We start from the raw sequence: 25,589 nt of genomic DNA, 5'->3' as shown, positions 1-25,589 counted from the left end.
ACAGCTAATTCTGGTTGATGCCAATTTGTATAGCGGAAAATTAAAAAGGAGTGCAGACTAAATATAACCGCAGATGTGAAAAGATTTTTCGAAGAAAATGGATGAAGCAGCGTCAAGAAGTTTATTATAAAAGGAAAAGACAGGGATACTGACAGACGACAAGCTGAAAAAGTTAAACTATAAACTCCCAGGGTTATAGAAGAGATGTAAAAAAGAACGGTCAAACGCCTCATGGCCTGACTATGCAGAAATGGCTGCCGTTACATTTCCTAGGACTTTTTCTGTTGAAGATTTGTCCAGACAAGGTCTTCCGCGCTCTGCTTGCCGCAGATTCGTCTCAGGCCAAGGAATTCGCTAAGAAAAAAATAAAAAGGATATGCCCTTTTTCTCTCCGTCATTTAGACCTTTTAGTTAACATAATATTTTTATCATAAACCTTTTGCAGACAAATAAAAAAAGCCATTTTATTCAAAATGACTTAGGGTGCTGCAATTGCCGTATGCAAGTAAGAAAGTTTTAAACCACACTCCTCAAAGTGGGTGTCTGCAGAAACTTTCCTGCCGTCCTTTCAAAGAAGGCTTGGCATTCCAGATTCGATATAAAACTCCCTATTACAGCTTAAAGGTTAAAACTTAATTATCATTACGTACAATGCAGCGTATTTGTATTATATGATATTTGCACATCAAAATCAACCGTTGTCTTCAGGAAGGAAAAAGATACAAATAAGCTGAATATTACTAAAATACAGTTAATATGTGACAGCTGTACAACCCTTCTGTACAAGTTTTTCATACACTATGGATGAGGTGATGTCATATGGTTAAAATTTTCATCGACCCGGGACACGGCGGTTCTGATGCAGGAGCGAGCGGAAATGGCTTGATCGAGAAAAATTTAACATTGCAAATCGCCCTTGCGTTAAGAAACCTTTTGCTTGATGAATATCAAAATGTTTCTGTTCAGTTAAGCAGGACAAGCGACCAGACTGTCAGCCTGACACAGAGGACGAACGCCGCAAACAATTGGGGTGCGGACTTTTATCTGTCAATCCATATTAATGCCGGCGGGGGCACTGGTTTTGAATCGTATATTTATCCGGGCGTCGGTGCACCTACGACCACTTACAGGGATAGGATTCATGAAGAGATAATAAAAGCCGTCGATTTCAGGGATCGCGGAAAAAAGACGGCCGATTTCCACGTTTTAAGAGAAACGGTGATGCCGGCATTGTTGACAGAAAACGGGTTTGTCGACAATGCCGATGACGCCGATAAGTTAAAATCATCAGCTTTTATTCAATCGATTGTCAGAGGGCATGCGAATGGACTGGCAAGGGCGTTTAACCTTACCAAAAAGGCTGCAGCTCTTTATAAAGTCCAAATCGGGGCCTTTAAGGAAAATGCAAATGCGGATAACCTCGCCACTCAAGCAGAAGCGAAAGGGTTTGACGCCATCGTGATTTACAGGGAAAGCCTTTATAAAGTTCAGATCGGCGCTTTTTCGTCAAAGGAAAACGCTGAAGCGCTTGTTCAGCAAGCGAAAAGTGCCGGATTTGAGGCCTTTATTTATCAGGAATAAAAGAGAAAGCCTGCCTTCCTTCACAGGAAACGGCAGGCTTTTTTCATGCGTTTGCGGCTTCGCTTTTGATCGCTTCTTTTTTGTTTGAAACATAGCTGTTCAGCACCATTCCGACAATGACAAGAGCGATGGCGGCGCTTGAAACGGCTCCCGGCAGCGGGCTTGAGAGAATCCAGACTTCTCCTGCAGCGGCAAACACGACTTCGAATGACTGTGTCGCTTCAACAGCCGCCAATTTTCTCATATTCCCCTTCACCATATCGGTTGCAGCGAAGAAAAGGACGGTCGCGCATATTCCGGAGAAAACGGCCACAAGGCCTGATTGAATGACCTGACCTCTCTCGGGCAGTCCGTCTGCTGCGAAGCCGTACATTGCAAGGACGAGCCAAAACGGAAGGCTGGCGAGCGTCATGCCCAATACACGCTGATAGGCATCCAAACGGCCGGCGCAAACCTCCATCATTTTTCGGTTTCCCAGCGGATATGCAAAGGAAGCCAAAAGGACGGGAACGACGCAAAAAAGCATTTCTTGAAGCGAAAGCTGTGCAGCATGTTCCAGCTGCATGAGCGCAACTCCGGCCAAAATAATAAGCGACATCAGCAGCCCCTTATAGGGGATTTTTCCTCTGATCTTTACAGGTCCTGACTGCGTCTGTACGATTTCGTAAAAAAGCGGCGCCATCAGGGACCCCGAAATGATCGTGATCTGCCATGTTCCGGCGATCAGCCAGCCTGGGCCGTAAGCTGCGGCAAAACACAGCGGCGCATAAAACAAGCCGAATCCGACAGTACTCCAAATAAGCCAGGCGAACGGCGCTTTTTTGATTTCATGAAAAACGCCACTGACATTTCCCCTTGCCCAAACAATGACGAAAAGAAGCGGCGCCATCATGATGAAACGGAGAGAAGCGCTCCATACCCAGCTCCCCCCTTCCATTTCCATCGCCCTGTTGAGAACAAATGTAAAGGCAAAAAAGAAAGCGGCAAAAATGCCGAGCACGATCGGTTTCAAATTCCTACTCTCCCTCCGGATGTCCGGCCAGTCTTTCTCCAAGGCTGAGCCAGTTTTCTTCTGCAAGCCTGACGGCTGCATCGGTGTCTTTCTGCTTGCAAGCCTCGATAATCCGCTTGTGCTGTTCTACCGATTTCATACTGCTGACTGAAGAAAACTGTGACATTTCAAGCCGGTAAATTTTTGAGACGATTTTTTCGAGTGCACGGGTAATTTCAGGGTTTTCCGACGCATGTAAAAACACCCGGTGAAAAGCTTCGTCCGCTTCAATGGCTGCAACGATGTCCTCTTTCTCGATCGCATGCTGCAGACCGTTGTTGCAATCCTCCAATTCTTGCAGATCGGCCTCTGTTAAGGAAGGGACCGAAAGCTTGACAGCCAAAGCGTGCAGAGCGGCCGTCACAGTAAAGGCATGCCTTGCTTCCTCGGCTTTTAGCGGCGCGACTCTTGTCGCCGATCCCGGAACGGCTTCTACAAGCCCTTCGTCTTCAAGCCGTTTAAGCGCTTCTCTGACAGGCGTGCGGCTGATTCCGAATTGCGCTGCAAGCTCTTGATCATGAAGGCGTTCCCCCGGCTTCAGCTCAAGGTGGACGATTGCACGCTTTAGCGTTTGGTATACTTCTTCACGAAACGACATTCGTTTAAGCGGTTTAATGTTATGTTTCATCATAAAACCAATATATCGCATTTTGGTTTTATGATCAATCAAAAAAGGTTCGGCACCTCAGGCCGAACCTCTTTCTCATTTATACTAAAATGTCGACAACAAACTGTGACCATGTTTCAAGCCGCTCGTACACGCTTTTTTCTTTCAGATCAGCGGTTTTCATCCACCGTCCTGCAATCTGGTCTTTTTCTTTTACTTCAACGCGGGCGCCGGGTTTCAGCTCAAGTGCGGAGAGAATGCCGATATGGACTTTGCCGACGCTGTTTTCATCATCATTAATCAGTCCGAGCGTTATCATGTTCCCTTTATCGGATTCATCGATCAACAGCTCTTCATCAAGCTCCCGGTCTGTGTTTAATTTCAAAATATCCGCAAAGCCGAGGCCTTCCGCAGCATTCATATGGCCGCCGAAACCGAGCGAAAGCCTGTTGTGAAGCCGGGCTTCGCCGCCTCCTTCAAGCCGTTCATATACGAAAATTTCATCTTTCCTTTTAATAACGACATACGGAATCGGCTGTTTATAAGAAGGGTTTTCTTCTGCGTCTCCCCTTCTCATTTCGCTGAAATTCCGTTCGATATGCGCCATGATTTGCCGGATTGATTCCTTGTCGCTATTCACGCCTTGGAAGGTCAGCGTTTCATTTGCAAATACGTCTTCCCGCGGTGCCACGAGAATCATTTCATCCATTTTTCCCATCGTAACCGTGTTCCTCCAATCAAGATAAAAGAGCAGAACTTGTTCTGCTCTTCATTTACGCACCGGCCCTTCCTGCGGGGAGCCGGCGTCTTAGGCGCTTGCAGCCCAGACTAAGTTTACTTTTCGTCAAAATAAAAGTCGTCGTCCTTCAAAGGTTCAACGGTTGCTTTTTTGTAGCCGTTTCCTTTCATTGAGAAGAAGTCGTGTGATTTTGTTTTCGTATTTAATCCGTTCAATACGATCGGGTTGATCTCTTCCTCTTCAAAATAAGCGTCAAAACCGAGGTTCATCAGCGCTTTGTTTGCATTGTAGCGGATGAATTTTTTCACGTCGTGCGAAAGGCCGACTTGATCGTACAAATCTTCGGTATACTCAAGCTCGTTTTCATAAAGCTCGTTTAATAGGTCGATCGCAAACTGATATAATTCTTTTTGTTTTTCAGGCGTCTGCTGATTGTAAATTTCCTGGGCGAGCAAACCGACATAGACGCCGTGGATCGCTTCATCGCGCAGGATCAGGTTGATGATTTCGCCGCTTTGCATAAGCTTGCCTTGTCCGTAAAAATAAAGCGGGTAGTAAAAGCCGCTGTAAAACAGGAAGCTTTCCAGGTAGACGGAGGCAACCATCGCTTTAAACAGCGATATTTTGTCGCCTTGTCTGATTTTTTCGTACAGCCCGACGATGATCTGCGCTTTTTTCTGCAAGTATTTATTTTGTTTGACCCATTCGAAAACTTCATTGATTGTCTCCGTCGGTGCAAGGGTCATGAAAATGTTCGAATAGGATTTGGCGTGAACTGCGTTTTCCATCATAGCCATGAAGTTCAGCACCGCTTTGCGCTGGTGTCCTTCGATATGCTCTGCGACAAGCGGCATTCCCGTGTTTCCCTGCTCCGTATCCAGAAGCGTCAGACCCGCGAGCACTTTCATGTATGTATCCTGCTCGTTTTGGCCCAAGTACTTCCATGTGAGGAGATCGCCGTTTAGGGCGATTTCCTCCGGAAGCCAGAACTGTTTTACATTTTGGTTGTAAAACATCTGGGTAAAATCGTCTTCATGCTTCGACCAGTTTGCTGCGTCATATATTTTCGTCACTTTCTCATACTCTCCTTTAATCAAACGACACAAGAAAGGCAGCTTTCTTGCCCTGTATCCTTCGTTCTTGCATAGTAAAGTGTTTTGATTCCTTTGTGATGGGCATAAAGATCGATCCGGTTCAGATCGCGTGTCGTCATCGTATCTTTCAGGAACAATGTAAAGCTTATGCCTTGGTCCACGTGCTGCTGGATCGTCGCAATCATGTCCACAACCTTAAACATATCCATATCGTACGCTTCTTTGTAGAAGAACCAGTTGTTTGGCGCAAGTCCAGGCATTGGATAGTATGTTTTCGAATTGCCGTACGTCCTTTCTTCAATCCGCTCCATAATCGGCATCACGGACGCTGTGCTTGACTGCACGTATGAAATGGAGCCGGTCGGCGCGATGCACAGTCTGTAGCTGTGGTACAAGCCGTGCTCTGCAACAAACTCCTTCAGCCGTTTCCAGTCTTCTTTCGTCGGGATGTGCATGCCTTCAAACAGCTTGGCAATTTTCTCGAATTTAGGCGTGAAGTCCTGCGTGATATACTTCTCGAAGTATTCTCCTGTCGCGTATGCGGAACCTTCATATTGATAGAACGTCTCCCTTTTTTGTTTGGCGATCTCTGCCGAACGTTCAATAGAGTAGAAGTTCATCATCATAAAGAAGGTGTTCGCAAAATCTCTCGCTTCTTCGCTCTCATAGGCGATGCCGTTCTGTGCCAAATATCCGTGAAGGTTCATCGCACCGAGGCCGATGGATTTCATCGCTTTGTTCGCTTTGCGGACAGCCGGCGCGTTCGTGATATGCGTCGTTTCTGAGACGTGCGTCAATGAATCGGTCGCAAGCTTGACCGTTTGTTCAAGCGATTTGTTTTTCATGACATTCAGGATGTTTAACGATCCCAGGTTGCAGGAGATATCCAGACCGATTTCGTCTTCTTGGTCGTAGTCGGTGTAAGACGATACTTGGGAAGCCTGGAGCACTTCTGAGCAAAGGTTGGAAAATTTAACCTTTGACAGATGGTTATTCGCGTGAACTTTGTTGACGTTATCTTGGAACATGATGTACGGATACCCGGATTCCGACCTTAAAATCGCCAGCTTCTCCAGCATTTTGCGCGGGTTTATTTTTTCCTTTTTGACCCTTGGGTCTTCCACTAAACGTTCGTACATCTCGTTCATGTCCATTTCGTCCAAATGCTCGCCGTATGCTTTATAGACGGTGTGTGGATAGAAGACGTAAGCTGCTTTATCCTCTCTCGCCAGCTCGATAAATTTATCGGGAATGACGACGCCGATAGACAATGTTTTCACCCTGACATCCTCGTCTGCCGAAATTTTCTTCGTATCAAGGAAATCGTTGATGTCGCGGTGGAAAATGTTTAAGTATGCCGCTCCTGAACCTTGTCTCTGTCCCATTTGATCGGCATAGCGGAACGCGTTGTCGAGCAGCTTCATCACGCCGACAACCCCTTTTGTCGCATTTTCAACGTCTTTGATGGCTTCGCCTTTCGCGCGCAATTTTGAAAGGTTGAGGGACACGCCTCCGCCAAGCTTGGAAAGCTGCATCGAAATATCCACGGCTCTGGAAATGTCGTTTAACGAATCGTTGACTTCAAGGAGAAAACAGCTGACAAGCTCGCCGCGGCGTTTGCGGCCGGCATTTAAGAACGTCGGCGTGCTTGGCTGATATTCCTGATTGATCATCATTCTGACGAACTCTTTCGCTTTCTCCTTATCGCCGTTTGCGAAGAATAAGGCGACGATGGAAATCCGGTCTTCATAGCGCTCCAGAATTTTTTTCTTATCGTTCGTTTTCAGCGCATAATCGTTGTAAAACTTAAAAGCGCTCATAAATGACGGGAATCTGAATTTTTTTGCGTATGCCTCTTTAAACACTTCTTTGATTTCTTCGAACGTGTACCGGCTTAAAAATTCTTCTTCATAATAATCATTTTTGATTAAGTAGTCGATTTTTTCTTTCAGATCGTGGAAAAACACCGTATTTTGGTTGATATAATCAACAAAATAGCTATGTACCGCTTCTTTATCTTTATCAAACTGGAATTTCCCGTCTTTTTGAATCATGATCTCATTGTTTAACTGGATCCATTTTGGCACTTGATTTTCTGACAACTCTTTCTACCTCCTGAGTAAACAGTTCAACGTCTTTGGCCGTCCCGCTGAGTTCAAATTTGTGGAGAATCGGAACTTGATACTGTCTCGATATTTTTTCTGCGCTCCTCGCAAAGTTCTCTCCCCAATTTCTGTTTCCGCTCGCCGCAACTCCGAGTAAGAGATGGGCGTTTTTTTCAAGAAACATCTCAGTTGTTTTCGGAACTTCTCCAAACCCTGTCGTGTACGTGATCAAAATAAACGGCTCGTCTAAATACTCGTCTGCGCTGACTTTCCGTTTATTCCGAAACGGCGTTTTATCTACAAAGCGCTGAACATTCCCCGTCTTTGAATCAAATACGATTTGAATCATCATTATCACGACCTATTAAAATTGTTCCCGAGTCTCTCAACTCGCCTTACACAATATATAGTATACTATCATTCAGAAAAACACAATATATTGATACGCAAGTTGAGAAAGTTCACAATTTGCTCCAAGCTTAGGAGCCGCAGGCCAAAGAAATATGAGTAGAATGAGAGCTGACGCTCACCCTACTCATCAAACCGAAATCTATCATAACACGAAAAAAATTGAGTTAGTAGACTAGACTTTTTCACTTATTTTTTGTAAGCGTCGCAACACTTGTTCTCGCATACTTCTTTAATATCGGCTTCGATTCCGAGTTCTTCAAGCACGGATTTAACGGCCGTCAGGATGGATGCCTCGCGGATCAGCTCTTTTCCGTTTACAAGAATGCTTGTGCCGTATTCGTAGCAGGACTCGTCTTCACACGTTTCTTCCCAATGGTTGATGACAATTTTAGGTTTCATTGTACGCTCATTCCTTTGCATTTAAAAACTGATGTGTTAAACAATACTTAGTTTATCGATTCGCGGCCGCTTTGTAAATTTGTATGCATCGTGCCGCCCGGACATAAAAAAGACCATGCCGGGGGCATGGTCTTTCGAAGCCGCGAATCCTTATTCAAGTTCAAGCTGGACGTTTTTTTGCGGTGCAAATGTTGAAATGGCATGCTTGTATATGAGCTGCTGCTTTCCTTCTGTCTCAAGCAATACTGTGAAATTGTCAAATCCTTTTACTTGTCCGCGCAACTGAAATCCATTGAGTAAAAAGACCGTGACAAATGTATTTTCTTTACGGATCTGATTCAAAAACTGATCTTGAATATTTATCGATTTCATATTCTGGTCCTCCTTGTTTCTCTATAACATATTGTTTCGATTAAAGTTCGAGCTTTCCTGCTATATAAGCGAAAATTTCCTGTTTTTTCTGCTCAATTTTGACAGGGGGCGTCATATCAAACCAGGAGACGTCCATTTTGTTCCTGAACCACGTCAGCTGCCGTTTGGCATAGCGTCTTGAGTTTCGCTTTAAAGTCTCAACTGCAGCCTCAAGCGGCTCCCTGCCCTCAAGATACGCATAAAGCTCTTTGTAGCCGATAGCCTGAACAGACTGACAGTCTCTGACCTTTTCATCATAGAGCTGCCTCACTTCTTCCAAAAGTCCCTCGGCCATCATCTGGTCGACCCGCCTGTTAATTCTGTCGTAAAGCGCTTCACGGTCCATCGTTAACCCGATGAGGGCCGCATTGTACAAAGGTTCTCTTTTCTGTCCTTCCATATGTTCAGTCATCGTTTTTCCGGAGGTATGTAGAATTTCGAGCGCTCTGATGACCCTTCGCGTGTTGTTTGGGTGAATCGCTTTCGCCGATTCCGGATCGCGCTCTTCCAGCAGGCCGTGCACATAATCTGATCCTTTTTGTGACGCGGTATTCTCCATTTCCGCCCGGAATGCGGGATCGCTTGCTTCATCCGTAAATGAATAGTCATAAAGCACAGACTGAATGTACAGCCCGGTTCCGCCTACGATCATCGGCAGCTTCCCGCGGCTTTCGATTTCAGCCATTTTCTCCCTGACCAACTCCTGATATTCGGCGACGGAAAAAGGTTCGGTCGGTTCCTTGATATCAAGAAGATGGTGCGGGATTCCATTCATTTCCGCTTCTTTGATTTTTGCTGTGCCGATGTCCATTCTTTTATAAATCTGCATCGAATCACCGCTGATAATTTCCGCGTTTAAACTTGCGGCCAGCATGACGCTTAATTGCGTCTTGCCAACAGCGGTCGGTCCGATCAAAACGATGACCGGCGATTTCCTATTATTCACTAATGATCACTCTCTTTAAGCAAGCTGCTCCCATTATACCATTTAACACACAAAAACACCTATTTCATTTTACCCGTTTTTGCCCCCTGGCAAACATTTCCTTACCAGCCGAGCGGCTCATTTCCGACCACTTCTCGCGTCATCCCTTTATATGTATGCCTGTGCGTCTCCCTGCGGCGTCCTTCTCCGACATAAACGACGCCTCCGTATCTGATCGGGAGAGCGGACGTGTAAGCTAAATAAGTGGTACCTTCGATCTCATGGTAGTGCGTCCCGTCCGCTCTCGGTATGGCGGGCCCCGTAATCGCATAGTATCTATGATAGTGTCCTCTCTCAAAGGACGTGATCCCTGAATAAAAATGGACATGACAATCTGTATTGCTTCCGTTTGCCGGCTGTGAAAACCCCTCAATCAAATGAATATGGCCTTCAGCTTCAGACGTTCTCGCCCTGTATGCATGGGCATGCGCAGGGGCCTTCGACCAGTCTGACTGATATAATCCCATTTCTTTCTCCCCTTTTCGGGCTTATTCATTAACAATCGGACATTGCATAAACGCCTGCCCAAGCAAAAACAAACGGGCGGAATACATTGATGGTAGTCAGATATCATTTTATTATTGGAGGGATTTTTTTATGAATCAATTCGGATTTGATCATTTGGAGGATGAGCGAATCATCGGCAGACCGTTTTTTGGGAGACCGTTTTTTGGCAGACCATTTTTCGGAGGACCCTTTTTTGGGAGACCGTTCTTCGGCAGGCCGTTTTTCGGACCGGGACCGTTTTTCGGAGGGTTTTTAGGCGGCCTGACAGCAGGAGCGCTCATCGGTCCCGGTTTCGGATATGGATATCCTTACGGACCGTACCCTTACTACTGGTAATCAAAAAAGGTCCCTGGACGGGGCCTTTTTATCTTGACTTAGAACTTTCGGATCATTTATGATGAACTTTGCCTACCGTACATCATTGCGGGGGGATTTTTTTATGTCTAAAAATCCTTCCACCGCAATGGACAAGCGTTTTCGCTCGACGGGTGAGGGAAAGCTGTTAAAATTGTTTGACGCTTTCAAAAAAACTCTCAGGTGAGCACATCTGTTGAATCTCGTGAAGGGGGGATTTTTTATGATCACAGGCTATCTTTTTCTTCTGGTCGCAATATTGTCCGAAACGGCAGCCGCCGCAATGCTGAAAGTCTCTGACGGATTTAAGCGATGGCAGCCGGGGGTGCTTGTTGTGATCGGATATGCGCTGGCCTTCTACATGATGTCGCTGACATTAACATCCATTCCGCTCAGCCTTTCATATGCGACATGGAGCGGCGCGGGCACAGTGCTTACGACCATCATCGGCGTCCTGTGGTTTCAAGAAAAATTAAACCGCCGGGCGATGCTCGGCATCCTCTGCCTTGTCGCGGGTGTTGTGCTGATCAATTTGTCGTAAGGAGGGATTAGATGAAAGGCATTCTATTTTTAGCGGCGGCCATTCTTTCAGAAGTATTCGGAAGCACGATGCTGAAGCTTTCGGAAGGTTTCACCGTCCCCGTTCCTGTAATCGGCGTCGTGATCGGGTTCGCTTCTTCTTTTACATTTCTCAGCTTTTCTCTAAAAACGCTCGCCCTGTCATCGGCATATGCCACATGGGCAGGCACAGGAACAGCGCTGACGGCCGGGATCGGATATTTCTTATTCAATGAACCGTTCAACACCAAAACGGTCATCGGACTCGTCCTCGTCATATATGGCGTCTTTTTGTTAAACCATTCAAAAAAGGAAGACAACGCGGAGACAAGAGCCCGGCTTACCATAGAAGAATAGGCTTGATCAAACAGCCGGACAGATGACCGCTAATCAAGCCTTGAACTTTTACGGTACGATGATTTCCGGCTCAAGTTCAATTTCTACATTCCCTTGAACGGCCCGGGAGATCATGCATGACGTTTCCGCTTTTTTGGCCAATGTTCCGGCAAGTTCCGCATCCTTTTCTGAAGCGCCTTTTTTCAAACGAATCACAGGTCTGTGAATGATCTTTTCATATGTAAAAACGCCTCCCGTCACATCGACGACAGCTTCTGACTCCATCGTCAAATCCTCTTTGTCAAGGCCGCTTCTTTCCATCATGGCACTGAGCGTGATGATGTAGCACGTCGCTGCCGCGCCAAGCAGCATCTCATCAGGATTCGTTCCCGCTCCGGGACCGTCCATTTCCTTCGGTATGGATATGTCGGTTTTTAAATTACCGCTTTCAATCCTCCCCACGTCGTTTCTTTTTCCCGGCCAGTCTGCCTGCAAATAAAAATGATGTTTTGCCATATGAAACATCCTCCTTTTTTGATCATACTTTCAGTCTACTGATCTTTTGCCGTCATGTCCTTTTATTTGCTTGACACGAGCAGCGCCTTTTCGAATTCAAGACCGAACGGTCAAAAAACCGTTCAGTCCTCCATTCTTAGGAAGCTCTTGTCATATCGTCTTCCAGAAGCTCGCGTGGCTCTCGGCAAACGCAGCAAGAGAACGCGGCTTTCTTCCCGTCACGCGCTCGACTGTGTCGGTGATGCGGTCCTCAGCGCCATTCTTAATGTTCTCATCCAAGCCTGCCATAAATCCGGCATAATCCGGCGTTAATCCGGCTTTCATCAATCGGTCTCTGAGCGTCTGGCCTGAAATATTGACATGCCGAATCGTACGGCCGACGGCTTTACCGATTACCTCTGCCGCTTCGGAATAGCTTAATGCTTCAGGGCCTGTAATGACATGGTCTGTATTATGCGGAATGTCGTCCATTAATGCGCGCACACCGACTTCAGCAATGTCATCTGCATCAACGAAGCCCACCTTTCCCCCGCCTGAAGCAGTGACGATCTCATCGCTTTTTACAATGGAGTCTCTATGCTGGACATTGATAAAATTTTGCATGAAATAAGAAGGCTTGAGCACCGCCCATTCTGGAGCATGCTCTTTGACCGCCTGGTGCAGCTTCCCGAAGACGGGGCCATCATCGGCGACGATGGAGGCGCTGAGCATGACGATACGCCTGACGCCGGCTGCCAGGGCAAGTTCGATAAACGGCAGCACCACTCCGGAAGGATCATAGACGCCGACCGGCGCTACAAGATACAGTTTATTAACGTTTTTCAGCGCTTCCCTGTAAGTCGTTTCATCGTTCCAGTCAAAGTACACATGCTCTGCTCCGGCGATCCGGGGTTCTCTCCGGCTTGCGATCCGCACGTTTCCGGTGTCTGAAGCGATCAGGCGCTTCGCAATGCGGCCGCCCGTCGTGCCTGTTCCCCCGGTTATCAAAATACGCTTTCCGTCCATTTTCATCACTCCTTGTCATCATTTGTGCGAAGAAAGGACTCGGGCTGTCCTCCAAAGGCTTCGATCACAGTCAGCGGATTCCAGTAATCTTTGTAGCGGACAATTTTTCCATCCTTTATTTTAATGAAGCTGATGTATGTCTGGTTGTACGGCAGGCCGGTTGCGATGACGGTTCCCTCGCATGCAAACTCCGCAAGTGCGATCGTCGGATCAGGCGTTTGATAAACGGCAGGCGGCGTAAAATGTGAAATGTTGATTTTTTCGGGAAAATCCTTGATATAGTCATAAATTGCGGACTTCCCTTCAATTTTTGCAGGAAAGCCTGCCGGTGCGTACGGAAATTCAAATACAGCCTCGTCATCCCAAAGCTCAATCCATCGATCCATATCCTTTTCAAGCATCGATTGTACAAAATGTTCCATAATATCCTTAACACTCATGTCATTCACCTCTCGTTTTTTAGACTGATCAGTCTAAAATAAATAAAAAAAATGACGGTAACATGGGTAAAGCGGAGCATCCCTTTACCCGCGGTCACTCGTGTTCGGCTATCAATCGAGAACGGATAAGCAGACATCGATCATGTCCTGAAGAACGTCAAAATCGGACGTTAATTTGGCATTAAAGGTGAGCGACAGCCGCGTTTGATTTAAAAAGCGGGCCACAGCGAGAAGATCATGGCGGCCATCCTTTAATTCACCTTGCGCTTCCGCCCGGACAAGCGCTTTGTAAAATGCGGCCTCAAGCTCTTTTGTCTGCTTTTGAAAGTACTCGGAAACTTCCGCATCGTGAGGCATCTGTTCCATCGCACTGTTGATGATATAGCAGGCTTTTGAACGTTCAGGATCCTTCAGGACGTTCAAGCTTTCCTGAAAGATCTGCCGAATCGAGCGTTTTACTGATCCGGGTCTTTCGAGCATGTCGATGATTTGCGCATTTTTGTCCTCGAGATAGCGCTTCAAGGCCGCCAAAAAAAGGCCGCGCTTCGTGCCGAACGTATTGTAAAGGCTTTGCCTCGCAATGCCCAAATGGCCGAGTAAATCCTGAAGCGATGCTCCTTCAAAACCGTATTGTCCAAATACCTCCATTGTTTTATGAAGGACGAGGGCCGTATCGAATTCTTTACTCCTTCCCAACCCGATATCACCTCCCTATCATATACAAATAATCTTTATAGACCAAACAAGAATTTTTCCATTCTGAGAGGCGGGCATGATCCGTTCGCCGCCATCATAGAAATAGCATATATCAAATCAAGGGAAGTGTGGCAGTTGTTTATTTATACCGTTCGGCCTGGAGATTCTTTGTTTTCCATCGGTTCAGCATTCGGCATTCCGATTGATCAAATCCGATTGACCAACGGCCTGACTGAAACGAATATCGTTCCGGGACAGGCCCTTTTAATCCCGCTTTATACATATACCGTTCAATATGGAGACAATTTTTATTCAATTGCCGACCGGGCATTTGTCACCGCGGCACTCCTGCAGCGAACAAACCCGCACATCGCGCCTGCCGCCATGCGCCCAGGCATGAGAATCACAATCCCCGAGATGCCGAAAAAACCGATCACAGCTTTAGGATATTACGAGCTGAGGAGCCCTCAATTAGATCAGCAGCTGATCAATGATTTCGCTCCTTATGCCACATACCTGGCGTTTTTTGAATATCATTTTTCGAATGACGGTTCTTTAAATGACATCAATGATTTGCCTGCTGTTCAAACGGCCTGGAGGCGCCGCGTCCCCCCTCTCATAACAGTAACCAACTTAACTGAAACAGGCTTCAGCTCGGCGCTGGTTCATCAAGTGCTGAATCGCCCCGCAGCCAGAAGAAACCTGATCGAAAACATTGCAGGCACCATTTCTAGAAAAGGGTATGCGGGCGTTAATATTGATTTTGAAAATGTAGCAGCGGAAGACAGGGATTCATTTACAGGTTTTTTGCGCGAGCTGAAAGAGCGGCTTCAGCCGTCTGGATACGTATTGACGATTGCCGTGCCGCCGAAAACAAGCGAGGATATCCCCTGGTTAAGAGGCTATGACTACGGCGGAATCGGCTCGGTGGCCGATCTGATGTTTATCATGGCTTACGACTGGCACCACGGGGCAAGTGAGCCCGGCCCTGTTGCACCGATCAATGAAGTAAGGCAAACCATCCAATTTTCTCTCAGCCGGGTGCCAAAACATAAAATCATTCTCGGGTTTCCGCTTTACGGCTATAACTGGACGCTTCCGTACCAGCCCGGCGTCACCTATCCGGGAATTTCAAATCTTGATGCGATTCAGCTTGCCATGCGGCATCAAGCTCCAATTCAATATGCGAAAGAATATGAATCCCCGTTTTTCGAATATACCGATGAACAAGGCAAAAGACATGTTGTTTGGTTTGAAGACTCGCGGAGCATCGGCAAAAAAATGCTCCTGATGCGGGAGTATGACCTTGACGGAGGAGGCGTATGGCAGCTGACGCTTCATTTTCCGCAAGGGACATGGCTATTAACGAAATTTTTCCGCGTTCGCAAGGTTTAACACGATATGTCTAACCATTATCGATAAGTAAAAAATTGCAAGCAGGAAAACCGAATAAATTAACGTTATAGCCCCAAAATATACTGCGAATACCAAATTTAATACGAAAGGAATGCTTTCTTTGAACAACGCGATTCACGAAACGCTGGAACTCCACGAACTTCTGATGTTCAAAAACCTTTGCCTGACAAAGTCGTCAACGATGACCGGACTTGTAAAAGATCAGGAACTTCGAGACATTCTCGAACGGGACGCTTCTCAAACAAAACATCAAATCGAGCATTTGCAAGGGTTGCTGTCAATAAGGGGGGAAAACCTATGAACGAATTCATCCAAAACATGACCGGGATGGGAGCAATGACTGAACAGGTGATTGCAACCGATTTTTTATTTACGGCTAAAACGGGGGTTAGAAACATTGCAACCGCCCTTACAGAAACAACCTCCCCTGAAGTAAGAGCGACGCTGCAGCAATATTTAAACGACGCGATTGATACGCACGAGCAAATCACAAATTATATGATATCCAAAGGGTACTACCATCCGGCCGACTTATCGGCACAAATTAACATGGATATGAAATCTTCTGAAACGGCAAAAGATTTGCCTCAAATGTAGCATAAAAGGAACCTGCAGTTTCCGGCAGGTTCCTTTTTTAGTCCATGAAACTTATACCTGTTCTTCTTTTTTCTCATCATAATCGATGACAGCCTCAGGCAATGCCGTATATTTTGCCCAGTAAAATACCGCGATTGAACCGACGGCAATCAGAATCAAATCATACGGTGTCCTCAATACGCCGAGGCCGTGGCCGAAATTGCCCAAATAGGAAAAGATCAGGAGCATCATATAGTAGCCGACGAGCCACCACGCAGAGGCAAGCTGCTGTGCGAACGGCACCTTATCTGTCGGTACAAATTTTTTACACGCCCAATAAATGACAAACATCACAAGCTGGGAACCGAGCAGCCACGAAACCGTATTCCATCCGGACCAGTAGACGATGTATGAAGCAAAGATGAAGGAAATCGGCGCAATGACTGCCATTCCTTTAATTTTCAGGGGCTTTTCGACATGCTTTGCATTGACGGTCAAAGCCGCCGCTGATACGGGAGCAATCGCATAGGAAAGGATCAATGCAACCGAACAAACGTTGACGAGCGCATCCCAAGACGGAAACGGCAGCGTCCAGAAAACGGCCAGTCCAAAAGACAGCCATAAAGACGGCCTTGGAATTCCGGTAGGTTTATTCACCTTCTTAAACACGCGAAACAGCGTGCCGTTTCGCGCCCATGCATACACTAAACGGGAAGTCGTATTCATAAAAATATTTCCGTTTCCGCCAGGAGACAAAATGGCGTCAAGCACGACCAGGGTCGCAAGCCACCCCAGCCCAAGCAAAACGGCGATATCTTTAAACGGCAGAGAAAATTCCTTACCAATCGCCTTCCAGCCATGATCAAGCATGTCGGTCGGAATGGCGCCGATAAACACCACTTGCAAAATCGTATAAACACAAGCTGAAACGATAATGCATATGATCAAGGCGACCGGAATATTCCGCTGCGGGTTTTTCACTTCGCTTGCAACCGAAACGATCGGATGAAGGCCGAGATACGCAAACATGACGCCGCCTGTCGAAATAGATGCCTGAACGCCGGCAAAACCAAACGGGGAAAAATCCCCTGTTGCAAAATTGGCCGCTTTAAAATGAAACATAAGAACGACAATGATCGTCAATGGAACAATATATTTAAAAATAGAAATGATCAAATTGGATTTGGCAAATGCTTTTACACTCCAATAATTGAGCAAAAAGAACAGGCATAATAAAGCAAATTGCAAAAGCCAGCCGATGATGGTCGGTGATTCAGATCCTTCTATCGTCAAGCCGGGAAACCAATAGGCCACATACTGGCGGACAGCCGTTACTTCAATCGAAATCAGGCTCGTATACGCAACGATCGTAATGAAGGAAATTAAATAGCCGACAAGGTGGCCGTGCGTATAAACCGGGTAGCGGATAATCCCTCCCGTACGCGGCAAAGCGGCGCCTAGCTCAGCATACACGAGGCCGATCAACAGGATGATCACCCCGCCGATAATCCAGGAAAAGCTTCCTGCCGGACCCGCTTTTGACGCGACATTGCTGACGGCAAACAGCCAGGCTGAACCGAATATCGCTCCCATACCGATCAATATAAGATCAAGCAATGTCATCGTTTTTTTGAATTTTCCCTGTTTTGACATAATGCTTCCTCCTAGTCAGTACGTTCTAAAAAGTGACACATGAATAGATGTAGTATGTTCAAAATGTGGCACTGTATACTTCTTAGCCTCTTTCTGACATCGTTAAACAACAGGCGGTCTTTAAGATGCTTCTTGCGATGACAAAAGCCCTGGGTTTGCCGGGAGGCCAAGACGGATAGTGAGATCTAAAAGGAGGTTTTGCTAAAAGGGATTTGCTGCACCATAAGACAAAACGATTCATTTATTTAAACCGGTCAAGTATCTTTTGATCGATACCAGCCGGGTCACTCAGGCGGGAAGAGACGAAAGCGGTTTCTACGAATTATTGAACCATCCGGCGGTTGCTGCTTTGATCAGCATTTTTTCAAGACCATGAAAGCCACCTGAAGGCATTAGAAAAAATCAAGGGGGAACCCAAAAGGTCCCCCCAGAAATATGATTGTTTACATAATTATTTTACAGTCAACAGTTTGAAAAACGCTTCGATTTCATCGGCGGCTTTTTCCGCTCCTCCTGCTTCCCTGATGTTCTTTTGCATGTCCTTTACCCGATTCAGCAATTCTGCGTCATCGTCAACTTTGGAAACGGCTTCCTGCAAGGAGCGGACAGTTGTTTCTTCCGGCTGCAGGTGCTTTCCAAGCCCGAGCTCTTCGACGCGGCGGGCTGTGATTTCCTGTTCCGGCATTTGCGGAATGACGACGAGCGGAACACCTGCATTCAATGCTTCCATCGTGCTGTTCATTCCCCCGTGGCTGATGAACAGCTTTGCATTTTTAAGGATTTCAAGCTGCGGTACGTGCTGATGAATCGATATGTTTTCAGGTACGTCTTTGAAGCTTTCGGGATCAATCGTCCTTCCAACTGACATGATGACCTGCCACTTCGTATCCCTGAACGCTTCGATACACATCTCGTAGAACTCAGGCCAGGCATTGAAGGCTGTCCCCAGTGAAATCAGCATGACAGGGCGGCCATCATCCTTGACAAGCGGTATGTTTTTTTCCTGGAATTTACGCTCGGCAAGAGACGGACCGACAAATCGGAAGCGTTCGTCAAACGTATCGCCGTATGGCTGAAAAGCGCGCGGCATAAAGACAATGTTAAGGTTTGCCGGCTGAAATATTTCTTCAAAATACGGAATATTGTCATTATTCAAGTCGGGAAGCTGCTCTTCTGCCTTTCCCATTTGAATCGTTTCCGCCATCGCCCTGAAATGAAAATGGTCGTTCTGGGCGTATGTCGAGCAAAGCCGAACTGCTTTCACCCCGAATTTTTCCGCCATGATCTTCCCTGTCATCGCCATAAAGTCAAAAATGACAAGGTCCGGCCGGTCATTTTCATAAAACGCTTCAAGCTGAGGAAGAACTTCGTCAACCTCTTTTTTAAACATTTCCGGCATCTGTTGTGCCGTTTCTTTATTTTTCATCACTTCCCGAATTTGCCGCGGATCGATATTTAAGGTTGAACGGTATTGAAGCGGTTTTGCCCCCGTTTCTTCAATAGCTGTTGTGAATTCTTCCGTGACTGGATACGTCACCCGGTATCCCCGCTCGACAAGTTTTTTCGTCAAAGCCAGTGTCGGATTAATATGTCCATGAGCCGGAATATTGAAGATGGCGATATGTTTTTGTTCCATTTTATTACCTCCCGCAATGTTTTAAGCCTGCAGCTGAAGCGCCGCATCGAAAAACTTCTTCCAATACATAGTAATGAAGATATTATAGATAATAAAGGAAAAACCCTTCAAAATTAAAGTAAAATTAAAAAATACTAATATAGTCCTTTTCTTAAGAAACAAAAGGAGGATCTTTAGACTCATCTCCGGGCACAACTTCGACTTTCTTCCTCATTCCGTTACTGCCGCCTTATATTTGTTTCATTTTAGATAAAAAAAGGCACCGGGGAAACAGCCAAACCGTCTCCCCGGTGCAGACACTATTTTGTCATAATTTTGTTTCATTTTACTTAAATTTAGCTTAAATTATACCGTAAAAGATGGAAAATCCTCAAAAATTTTTATAATGTTATGTTTGGCGCGCCCAACTATTTACATTCCTTTTCAACATACCGTTTTCTACTTTATAAATTATAGAATATGAGAGGATTGGTTTTATTGGAATATACAGCAGATTATCTTGATGCCTATTTAATGGAACAAGCATCCAAAAATCATTTCCATGGCAGCATCCTGCTGGCCGACCGCAATGGCGTGATTTTGTCCAAAGGCTACGGATACTCCAATTACAAGGATAAAATAAAAAACGGGCCGGCATCACGCTATCAAATCGCTTCTTTGACAAAACAGTTTACCGCTCTTGCAGTCATGCAGCTGCAAGAAAAAGGGCTGCTGAACACAACAGACCCCATTCGATTCTATTTACCCGACTATCCGAACGGCGACAGGATCACCATCAAACATTTATTAAGCCATACATCAGGTATTCCTGACTTTTTGGGGGAAGAACTGCTCGATATCGAATTAGAGCTTTCGCCACTCGACCGATACATATCCCGCTTTATAGAAGAACCGCTCGAATTTAATCCGGGCCAAAGGTTTAATTACAGCAATTCCGGCTATATCCTGCTCGCTAAAATCATCGAAACCGCCACAGGCGATTCTTATGCAAACAACATTCAACAATTGATATTTGATCCGTTAGGCATGGAAAACTCAGGGTTTTTTACGTCTCCGGAAGATATTTTCCCGACAGTCGGTTATTTAGCCCTCAACCGGGGAACGGTACAAGCCCCCATCATATACGGTCATGGGGAAAGCGGGCTTTACTCAACTGTCGAAGACTTGTATTTGTGGGACCGGGCGCTGTATACTGAAAAGTTGGTGACGAAAAAAGCGCTGAAAGAAGCCTTGTACAGCTGTATCAACAAACCGGCTTTTGTAAGCGACGGTCCCCTACACGCACTCGCTCAAAACAATTGGATCGGATACGGGTGGTTCATTAATAAACAAAATAAGTATAAAATATGGCATGATGGTGAAGTCCACGGTTTTATCAGCTCGATCAACCGTTACATGGATCAAAAGAAGGTTCTCATCATGCTCAGCAATTGCAATCTGTCAAAAGCCGATGACATCTTGGCTTATCTGGAAAGCGCTTTGTTAAAGATGTAACGTAAATTGTGAAGAGAGGCAGCGAAACAATCGGTATGATAAAAAAACAACTCAGCATCATTATGATGATTGCCGTCATCATAATCGGTTTTTTACATAAAGAAGCCTGGCTTGAAATGATCAAAGCAGGCGGAATCTATTCGGTCGCATTCAGCATCCTGCTTATGGCGGCCTGCGCCTTTTTCCCTGTCGTTCCGTTTGCCATTATCGCCGGCATGAACGGTGCGGTTTTCGGAATCGGAAACGGCCTCATGATCACGTTATCAGGATCGATGCTCGGCACGATGCTGCTTTTCTTTCTGGCCCGTTACGGATTCAGGGATTGGGCAAGGAAAAAGGCGTTAAAATTTCCGAAAATCGGTGAGTATGAAGGCTATTTTAACGAAAATGCCTTTACAGCCGTGCTTACGGGCAGGCTGATCCCTGTCATCCCTGCGATTGTCATGAATGCGGTCTGCGGATTGAGCAACATCAAATGGGCGGTCTTTTTTGCCGCTTCAACGCTGGGAAAAATCCCAAACGCTCTCATCGTATCGATTGCCGGCGCCAATTTCGGCAAACATAAGCTGCTTTCCTTCGGCATCTACGGCGTATATATGATGATCATCATGATCATCATATATCGAAAGTATCCCCAGCTTTTCACAGGCCATAAAAGATCGGAACAGTCGGAGAAAGCGCCTTGATATAAGGCGTTTTAAGGGCTGCCTGCTCTTGACATTCCGAAAGTTAATCAATGATGACAGCCGTTCCATACCCGATTAATTCAGAAGTACCCTGTCCTGCAGAGAGTTCAAACCTTAACCCGACGATCGCATTTGCTCCCGATTCCTCCGCCTGCTTCACCATGCGTTCTTTCACCATTCTCTTCGATTCTTCAAGCATTTCTGTATAATTTTTCAGTTCTCCGCCAATCACGGACTTCAAACCTGACAAAATATCTTTTCCGATGTTTCTCGATTGAACAACGCTCGCTGTGACGATCCCCTTAACCTCTTGTATGTTATGACCCGCGATCGTATCCGTTGTCACGATAAGCATGTGAATTCCCCCTGTGCCGTACAATATTTAATCTATGTATGATATCGGACAGATTTTAAAAATGTTGAGCCGATTTTAAAGCGGCCGGACAATTTCATTCCGGCCGCCTGCAAAACTGAACAAAGGTTGCACTCACAGGGTTGCAAGTGCCGTTTTACAAAAGCACTGTTAATGAAGCTCTAACCGTTTGCCGCTGATTGCGACGATCTTTTGAATAATCCCGGCATTTTTTGATAGATAGGGAGTTTCGAACATATCCTTATGCGGCCCGGCTCCCTTATACTCTTGATAGCTTCGTGTTGTGGCATCAGACCATTTTTGCAATGCGGTGGTTCCGCTTTGTTCTGTTTGAATGCCGGCTTCGATAAAGTGAATGTTTGCATCGACACGACCGTCATTGATTAATTTTGCCCAATATTTTTGATAGTTTGTCATTTTTTTGATGATTGCTTCCCTGAGGTGAGCAGGAACGTTTTCTGCTGAGACGCTGCTCGGCTGAGGCGGCAATGCTTGCTTCTTTTGATACGAATCGACAATAATAAGATCACTGACCTCTAAATCGCGTTTTTCCATTTCTTTTACAATCTCAAATGCTGTGTTGCCTCCTGCTGAATATCCCAGCAGGATATAAGGACCTTGAGGCTGGATTTCAATGATGTTGTTCACGTACTGTTCCATTCGGCTGTCTTCTTCAATAAAGTTAAATCCGTACACGGTCGCTTTGCCGTGTAGCTTTACAGCGAGATCTTTATAAAATATGCCGAAACCTGAAATGGGGGGAAAACAGAAAAGGTTCAATCCGGCCGGCGGATTCAGCCTGCTGACATGCTGCAAGGCCGATGCGCTTAGCTCATGTGAAAACAGCTTTTCAGCTAATTGTTCAATTGTCGGATTCTCGAATAATAATTCAATCGGAATATCTATCCCCTGGCTGTTTTTCAGCTGGTGAATGAGTTTCAGAGCCTTCAGCGAATGACCGCCAAGTTCGAAAAAGTCATCTTCAATACCGAGCTCCTTCACGCCGAGAATAGGCTTCCAGATGTCAATCAACTCCCTTTCGACCCAGTTTCTTGGCGGAACAATCTGTTTCAAAACCGGTTTTTGATCAGGTGCGGGCAGCGCGCGGCGGTCGATTTTGCCGTTTGCCGTGAGAGGCATGCGGTCCAGTTTAACCCAATCATGGGGTATCATATAATCGGGAAGCACCCTTGATAGTAATGAACGGATCGTTTTTTCCTCTGTTTGGTCATCGCTTACATAATATGCGATAAGGAGCGCTTCTTCGTTTTTTTCTTCAATGGTGACAGCTGCTTCTCGAACGCCTTCAATCTCGATGAGCCGCGCTTCTATCTCAGCCGGTTCTGTTCGTTTGCCGCGAATTTTGATTTGCCGGTCCATCCGGCTGAGATATTCTAAGTTACCGTCTGGCAGCCAGCGTGCCAAATCGCCGGTTTTGTACATTTTTTCCCCTGGTTGAAACGGATGTTGTACAAATGCTTCACTCGTCAATTCAGGTCTGTCCAAATATCCTATTGCAATACCATCGCCGCCCACGCAAAGTTCCCCGGGAACACCGATCGGCGCGAGCTGTCCGCATTCGTCAACAATAAAGGCTGTTGAATTGCTGATCGGTTTCCCGATGGGAATCGATTGAAAAAAATCTTGTTTGATTTCATAAAATGTAGAGAAAGTTGTATTTTCTGTCGGACCATATATGTTATAAAGCTTCAGGTTCGGGCACCGGTGTCTGACCGTATTCATCAATGCAGGCGTTAAAGCTTCCCCTCCGACATATAAAGTGGACAGTCCTGAAAACATCTCCGGCTGAACCTGTGCCAGCTGATGAAAGAGCGCCGTTGTTAAAAACAGCACTGTGATATCATGTTTAAGCAAATAGCCTCCAAAACGGGCAGGTGTCAACATCGTCGAGCGGTCAATCACATGGAGGCACGCTCCGTTCAGCAGCGCTCCAAATATTTCAAAAGTGATGGCGTCAAAGCCGAGTGAACCGGTTAGGATCAATCGGTCATTTGTATCGGCTGATGTGTAATTGCTGTTCGAGATCAGAGATACGACATTGCGGTGCGAGATCATCACGCCCTTTGGCTTGCCTGTCGAACCTGATGTATACATGATATAGGCCAAATCATCCGGGCGGGTATCTATGTTTATATCCCGGACGGATGCCAATAGGGCTTTCTTGGACATCACTACTTTGTTAGGAAAATCAATGTCCGTCTTGAGTCCTTTCTGAACGGCCAAAACGGCTGCTCCGCTTTCTTTCAGCATATAGCTGATCCGCTCGGGCGGCAGTTCGGCATCAAGCGGGAAATAGACGCCGCCCGCTTTTAAAACGGCGAGAACACCGATGATAAATTCAGGGGAATGCTCTGCTAAAATTCCGGCAATTCCGTTTTTCTTTAAGCCTTGTTCTTGGAAGATGCGGGCCCATGCAGTTGATGTTTGATCCAGCTCCCGGTATGTCATCGTCAAGCCTCCGGCATGAAGCGCGATGTGCTCCGGCGTTTTCTCAACTTGACTGGAAAACAAGTCAACGATTGTTTTGTTTGTGTCGTATTCTGTTTTTGTATCGTTGAATTCCTCGATGATCCGGACTTTTTCGTCAGGCGCGAGCATCGGCAGCCTGGAGGCGGGGATATCGGTGTCCTCCGCCGTTCTTCGCAAGGCTTCTAACAGATGGCCCTTCACACAGTCGATCCATGATTCGTCATACACGTTTGCATTGTAGCTGAACTTGATGACGAGTTCATCACCCGGTGCCATCACAATGTTGAAGTTGTAGCCAGATTGCTCCGACACATTTACATTTTCGATCTGAAGCGGTGATTCGGTGCGGTCTGCCGAGTCCTGCATTTGTTGCTGTAAAGGGTAGTTTTCAAAAACGAAAATATGATCGATGACACTCTGTTTGAAAGCGGTATGTGACTGAATGTCAGCCAATGGATAATAGCTGAACATGTCTTGAGCCAGCCTTTCTTTTTGGGAGCGGCGAAGCAGCTCTGAAAAGGTTTCACTTTCGCTCTCGGTCTTGATTCGCACCGGCACAGTATTGATAAATAAACCGATGATCTTCTCGACTCCCGGAATCACAGAAGGACGGCCTGAAACGACAGAGCCGAAGACGACATCATCTGTCCGGTTGTAGCGCTGAAGCATCAAGCCCCAAACGGTTTGCATGAGAGTGGCGAGAGTGGCTCCGTGCTGTTTGGCGATTGTGTTGAGCCGCGCCGTCAGCTCCCGGTCTAGCGAAAACATCAGCTCTTTCTGCCGATATCCCTTTTCCACAGATTTTGTAGACACTCTGGGAAGCCCGGTGGGCGCATTGCAATCTGTCAAGTAGTTCTCCCAGTATTCCTTGGCTTCGTCTTTGTCCTGGTCGGACAACCAGGAAATATATGTGCTGTACGGCTGAACAGGTTCTAAAGAAACGGATTCTCCTGAATAGATAGACTCGTAAAATTGCATAAATTCTTGCAACACGATCCCGAGACACCAGCCGTCCATTAAGATATGATGATGGCTCCACACACACACGTGTTTTTCCGGCGCCGTTTTGAACAGAGAAACCCGCATCAGCATATCTTTTTGCAGATCAAAGCCTTTCCGTCTGTCGCTTGCTTTAAATTGGCTGATATATTCGGTTTGATCAGCTTCCGGCATATCGGTCAGATCTTCAGCATGCAAATGAAAGGTTCGCTCTTGTAAAACGACTTGGCGCGGCTCTTTCAGCTGAGCAACATGAGGCAAAAAAACGGTTCTGAAAATGTCGTGGCGGTCGATGATCGATTGGACGCTTTGTTGGAACCAGTCTAAATGGAGCTGACCCCTTATTGTGAAAACGGACTGCTCAATATATGCGGCCCCTTCGTCTTGCAGGAAAGAATGAAAAAGCATTCCTTCCTGCATGTGGCTTAAAGGATAGATGTTTTGGATTTTTTGTGTATGATCCATTGTTTC

General features: G+C 46.2%; 27 protein-coding genes and 1 other RNA gene. 9 read left to right on the top strand and 19 right to left on the bottom strand.

Annotated elements, in window-relative coordinates; genetic code table 11:
• Positions 1-479: 479 nt before the first annotated feature.
• Positions 480-663, bottom strand: a non-coding RNA gene (ssrS, locus tag AB447_RS25210) — 6S RNA.
• Between the two features lie 156 nt (positions 664-819).
• Here ssrS and AB447_RS11155 point away from each other — a divergent pair.
• Entirely contained in the window at positions 820-1,581 is a 762-nt protein-coding gene (locus AB447_RS11155) for an N-acetylmuramoyl-L-alanine amidase (RefSeq protein WP_048354577.1), read from the top strand.
• Positions 1,582-1,624: 43 nt separating this feature from the next.
• Here AB447_RS11155 and AB447_RS11150 read toward each other — a convergent pair whose 3' ends face one another.
• The 10 genes from AB447_RS11150 to AB447_RS11105 all read right to left on the bottom strand — a co-directional run bounded on the left by AB447_RS11150 (position 1,625) and on the right by AB447_RS11105 (position 9,850).
• On the bottom strand, positions 1,625-2,593 hold the full coding sequence (locus AB447_RS11150) for a DMT family transporter (RefSeq protein WP_048354576.1): 969 nt from the start codon (positions 2,591-2,593) through the stop codon (positions 1,625-1,627).
• 4 nt (positions 2,594-2,597) lie between these two features.
• Positions 2,598-3,263 (bottom strand): GntR family transcriptional regulator, encoded by a 666-nt coding sequence (locus tag AB447_RS11145; protein ID WP_048354579.1) that lies wholly within the window; start codon positions 3,261-3,263, stop codon positions 2,598-2,600.
• Positions 3,264-3,339: 76 nt separating this feature from the next.
• The gene (locus AB447_RS11140; protein WP_048354575.1) at positions 3,340-3,957 is read right to left on the bottom strand and encodes a hypothetical protein; all 618 of its coding nucleotides are present in this window, start codon (positions 3,955-3,957) and stop codon (positions 3,340-3,342) included.
• Positions 3,958-4,073: 116 nt separating this feature from the next.
• Entirely contained in the window at positions 4,074-5,051 is a 978-nt protein-coding gene (nrdF, locus tag AB447_RS11135) for a class 1b ribonucleoside-diphosphate reductase subunit beta (RefSeq protein ID WP_048354574.1), read from the bottom strand.
• Positions 5,052-5,071: 20 nt separating this feature from the next.
• Positions 5,072-7,174, bottom strand: coding sequence for a class 1b ribonucleoside-diphosphate reductase subunit alpha (gene nrdE / locus AB447_RS11130; protein ID WP_048354573.1), 2,103 nt, complete (start codon positions 7,172-7,174; stop codon positions 5,072-5,074).
• Positions 7,131-7,526, bottom strand: coding sequence for a class Ib ribonucleoside-diphosphate reductase assembly flavoprotein NrdI (gene nrdI / locus AB447_RS11125; protein ID WP_048406617.1), 396 nt, complete (start codon positions 7,524-7,526; stop codon positions 7,131-7,133). Before nrdI ends, nrdE begins: the two co-directional genes overlap by 44 nt.
• 248 nt (positions 7,527-7,774) lie before the next feature.
• Positions 7,775-7,987 (bottom strand): hypothetical protein, encoded by a 213-nt coding sequence (locus AB447_RS11120; RefSeq protein WP_046132492.1) that lies wholly within the window; start codon positions 7,985-7,987, stop codon positions 7,775-7,777.
• A gap of 150 nt (positions 7,988-8,137) precedes the next feature.
• Positions 8,138-8,359: an RNA chaperone Hfq gene (hfq, locus tag AB447_RS11115; protein WP_006640257.1), complete on the bottom strand. Its 222-nt coding sequence runs from the start codon at positions 8,357-8,359 to the stop codon at positions 8,138-8,140.
• A gap of 40 nt (positions 8,360-8,399) precedes the next feature.
• The gene (gene miaA, locus AB447_RS11110) at positions 8,400-9,344 is read right to left on the bottom strand and encodes a tRNA (adenosine(37)-N6)-dimethylallyltransferase MiaA (RefSeq protein ID WP_048354572.1); all 945 of its coding nucleotides are present in this window, start codon (positions 9,342-9,344) and stop codon (positions 8,400-8,402) included.
• A 101-nt stretch (positions 9,345-9,445) separates the two neighbouring features.
• Entirely contained in the window at positions 9,446-9,850 is a 405-nt protein-coding gene (locus tag AB447_RS11105; protein ID WP_048354571.1) for a YmaF family protein, read from the bottom strand.
• Positions 9,851-9,980: 130 nt separating this feature from the next.
• Here AB447_RS11105 and AB447_RS26790 point away from each other — a divergent pair, with 130 nt between their 5' ends.
• The 3 genes from AB447_RS26790 (at position 9,981) to erbB (ending at position 11,159) form a co-directional block, all read left to right on the top strand.
• Positions 9,981-10,226, top strand: a complete 246-nt coding sequence (locus tag AB447_RS26790) for a hypothetical protein (RefSeq protein ID WP_048354570.1) — start codon at positions 9,981-9,983, stop codon at positions 10,224-10,226.
• Between the two features lie 241 nt (positions 10,227-10,467).
• A complete protein-coding gene (gene erbA, locus AB447_RS11095; protein ID WP_048354569.1) occupies positions 10,468-10,785 on the top strand; it encodes an SMR family multidrug efflux transporter EbrA in 318 nt (105 codons plus the stop codon).
• An 11-nt stretch (positions 10,786-10,796) separates the two neighbouring features.
• On the top strand, positions 10,797-11,159 hold the full coding sequence (gene erbB, locus AB447_RS11090; protein ID WP_048354568.1) for an SMR family multidrug efflux transporter EbrB: 363 nt from the start codon (positions 10,797-10,799) through the stop codon (positions 11,157-11,159).
• Positions 11,160-11,207: 48 nt separating this feature from the next.
• Here the strand turns inward: erbB and AB447_RS11085 are convergent, their stop codons facing one another.
• The 4 genes from AB447_RS11085 to AB447_RS11070 all read right to left on the bottom strand — a co-directional run bounded on the left by AB447_RS11085 (position 11,208) and on the right by AB447_RS11070 (position 13,795).
• Positions 11,208-11,654 (bottom strand): OsmC family protein, encoded by a 447-nt coding sequence (locus AB447_RS11085; protein WP_048354567.1) that lies wholly within the window; start codon positions 11,652-11,654, stop codon positions 11,208-11,210.
• 150 nt (positions 11,655-11,804) lie between these two features.
• Complete coding sequence (locus AB447_RS11080; RefSeq protein ID WP_411801419.1) at positions 11,805-12,659, bottom strand: NmrA family NAD(P)-binding protein; 855 nt, start codon at positions 12,657-12,659, stop codon at positions 11,805-11,807.
• 5 nt (positions 12,660-12,664) lie between these two features.
• On the bottom strand, positions 12,665-13,099 hold the full coding sequence (locus tag AB447_RS11075) for a nuclear transport factor 2 family protein (protein WP_048354565.1): 435 nt from the start codon (positions 13,097-13,099) through the stop codon (positions 12,665-12,667).
• Positions 13,100-13,210: 111 nt separating this feature from the next.
• The gene (locus tag AB447_RS11070; RefSeq protein ID WP_048354564.1) at positions 13,211-13,795 is read right to left on the bottom strand and encodes a TetR/AcrR family transcriptional regulator; all 585 of its coding nucleotides are present in this window, start codon (positions 13,793-13,795) and stop codon (positions 13,211-13,213) included.
• Between the two features lie 135 nt (positions 13,796-13,930).
• Between AB447_RS11070 and AB447_RS11065 the strand changes: the two genes are divergently transcribed.
• The 3 genes from AB447_RS11065 to AB447_RS11055 all read left to right on the top strand — a co-directional run bounded on the left by AB447_RS11065 (position 13,931) and on the right by AB447_RS11055 (position 15,808).
• Complete coding sequence (locus AB447_RS11065) at positions 13,931-15,190, top strand: glycosyl hydrolase family 18 protein (RefSeq protein WP_048354563.1); 1,260 nt, start codon at positions 13,931-13,933, stop codon at positions 15,188-15,190.
• A gap of 121 nt (positions 15,191-15,311) precedes the next feature.
• Positions 15,312-15,512 (top strand): hypothetical protein, encoded by a 201-nt coding sequence (locus tag AB447_RS11060; protein WP_082142498.1) that lies wholly within the window; start codon positions 15,312-15,314, stop codon positions 15,510-15,512.
• Positions 15,509-15,808: a spore coat protein gene (locus AB447_RS11055; RefSeq protein WP_048354561.1), complete on the top strand. Its 300-nt coding sequence runs from the start codon at positions 15,509-15,511 to the stop codon at positions 15,806-15,808. Before AB447_RS11060 ends, AB447_RS11055 begins: the two co-directional genes overlap by 4 nt.
• Before the next feature lie 51 nt (positions 15,809-15,859).
• Here AB447_RS11055 and AB447_RS11050 read toward each other — a convergent pair whose 3' ends face one another.
• Both AB447_RS11050 and AB447_RS11045 read right to left on the bottom strand, forming a co-directional pair.
• Positions 15,860-17,440 (bottom strand): APC family permease, encoded by a 1,581-nt coding sequence (locus AB447_RS11050; RefSeq protein ID WP_057957564.1) that lies wholly within the window; start codon positions 17,438-17,440, stop codon positions 15,860-15,862.
• Between the two features lie 451 nt (positions 17,441-17,891).
• On the bottom strand, positions 17,892-19,076 hold the full coding sequence (locus AB447_RS11045) for a macrolide family glycosyltransferase (protein ID WP_048354560.1): 1,185 nt from the start codon (positions 19,074-19,076) through the stop codon (positions 17,892-17,894).
• Between the two features lie 477 nt (positions 19,077-19,553).
• Here AB447_RS11045 and AB447_RS11040 point away from each other — a divergent pair, with 477 nt between their 5' ends.
• Together AB447_RS11040 and AB447_RS11035 are read left to right on the top strand one after the other, a co-directional pair.
• Positions 19,554-20,570, top strand: coding sequence for a serine hydrolase domain-containing protein (locus tag AB447_RS11040; RefSeq protein WP_048354559.1), 1,017 nt, complete (start codon positions 19,554-19,556; stop codon positions 20,568-20,570).
• Positions 20,571-20,605: 35 nt separating this feature from the next.
• Positions 20,606-21,256 (top strand): TVP38/TMEM64 family protein, encoded by a 651-nt coding sequence (locus tag AB447_RS11035; RefSeq protein ID WP_057957569.1) that lies wholly within the window; start codon positions 20,606-20,608, stop codon positions 21,254-21,256.
• Positions 21,257-21,299: 43 nt separating this feature from the next.
• Here the strand turns inward: AB447_RS11035 and AB447_RS11030 are convergent, their stop codons facing one another.
• Together AB447_RS11030 and AB447_RS11025 are read right to left on the bottom strand one after the other, a co-directional pair.
• Positions 21,300-21,611: a YbjQ family protein gene (locus AB447_RS11030; protein ID WP_048354558.1), complete on the bottom strand. Its 312-nt coding sequence runs from the start codon at positions 21,609-21,611 to the stop codon at positions 21,300-21,302.
• A 168-nt stretch (positions 21,612-21,779) separates the two neighbouring features.
• Entirely contained in the window at positions 21,780-25,583 is a 3,804-nt protein-coding gene (locus AB447_RS11025) for a non-ribosomal peptide synthetase (RefSeq protein WP_048354557.1), read from the bottom strand.
• Positions 25,584-25,589: the final 6 nt, after the last annotated feature.

It is taken from the genome of Bacillus glycinifermentans, from assembly GCF_001042475.2.
Lineage (GTDB): Bacteria > Bacillota > Bacilli > Bacillales > Bacillaceae > Bacillus > Bacillus glycinifermentans.
Note: the sequence above shows the minus strand (reverse complement) of the source record. Positions and strands in the feature narration are given on the sequence as shown.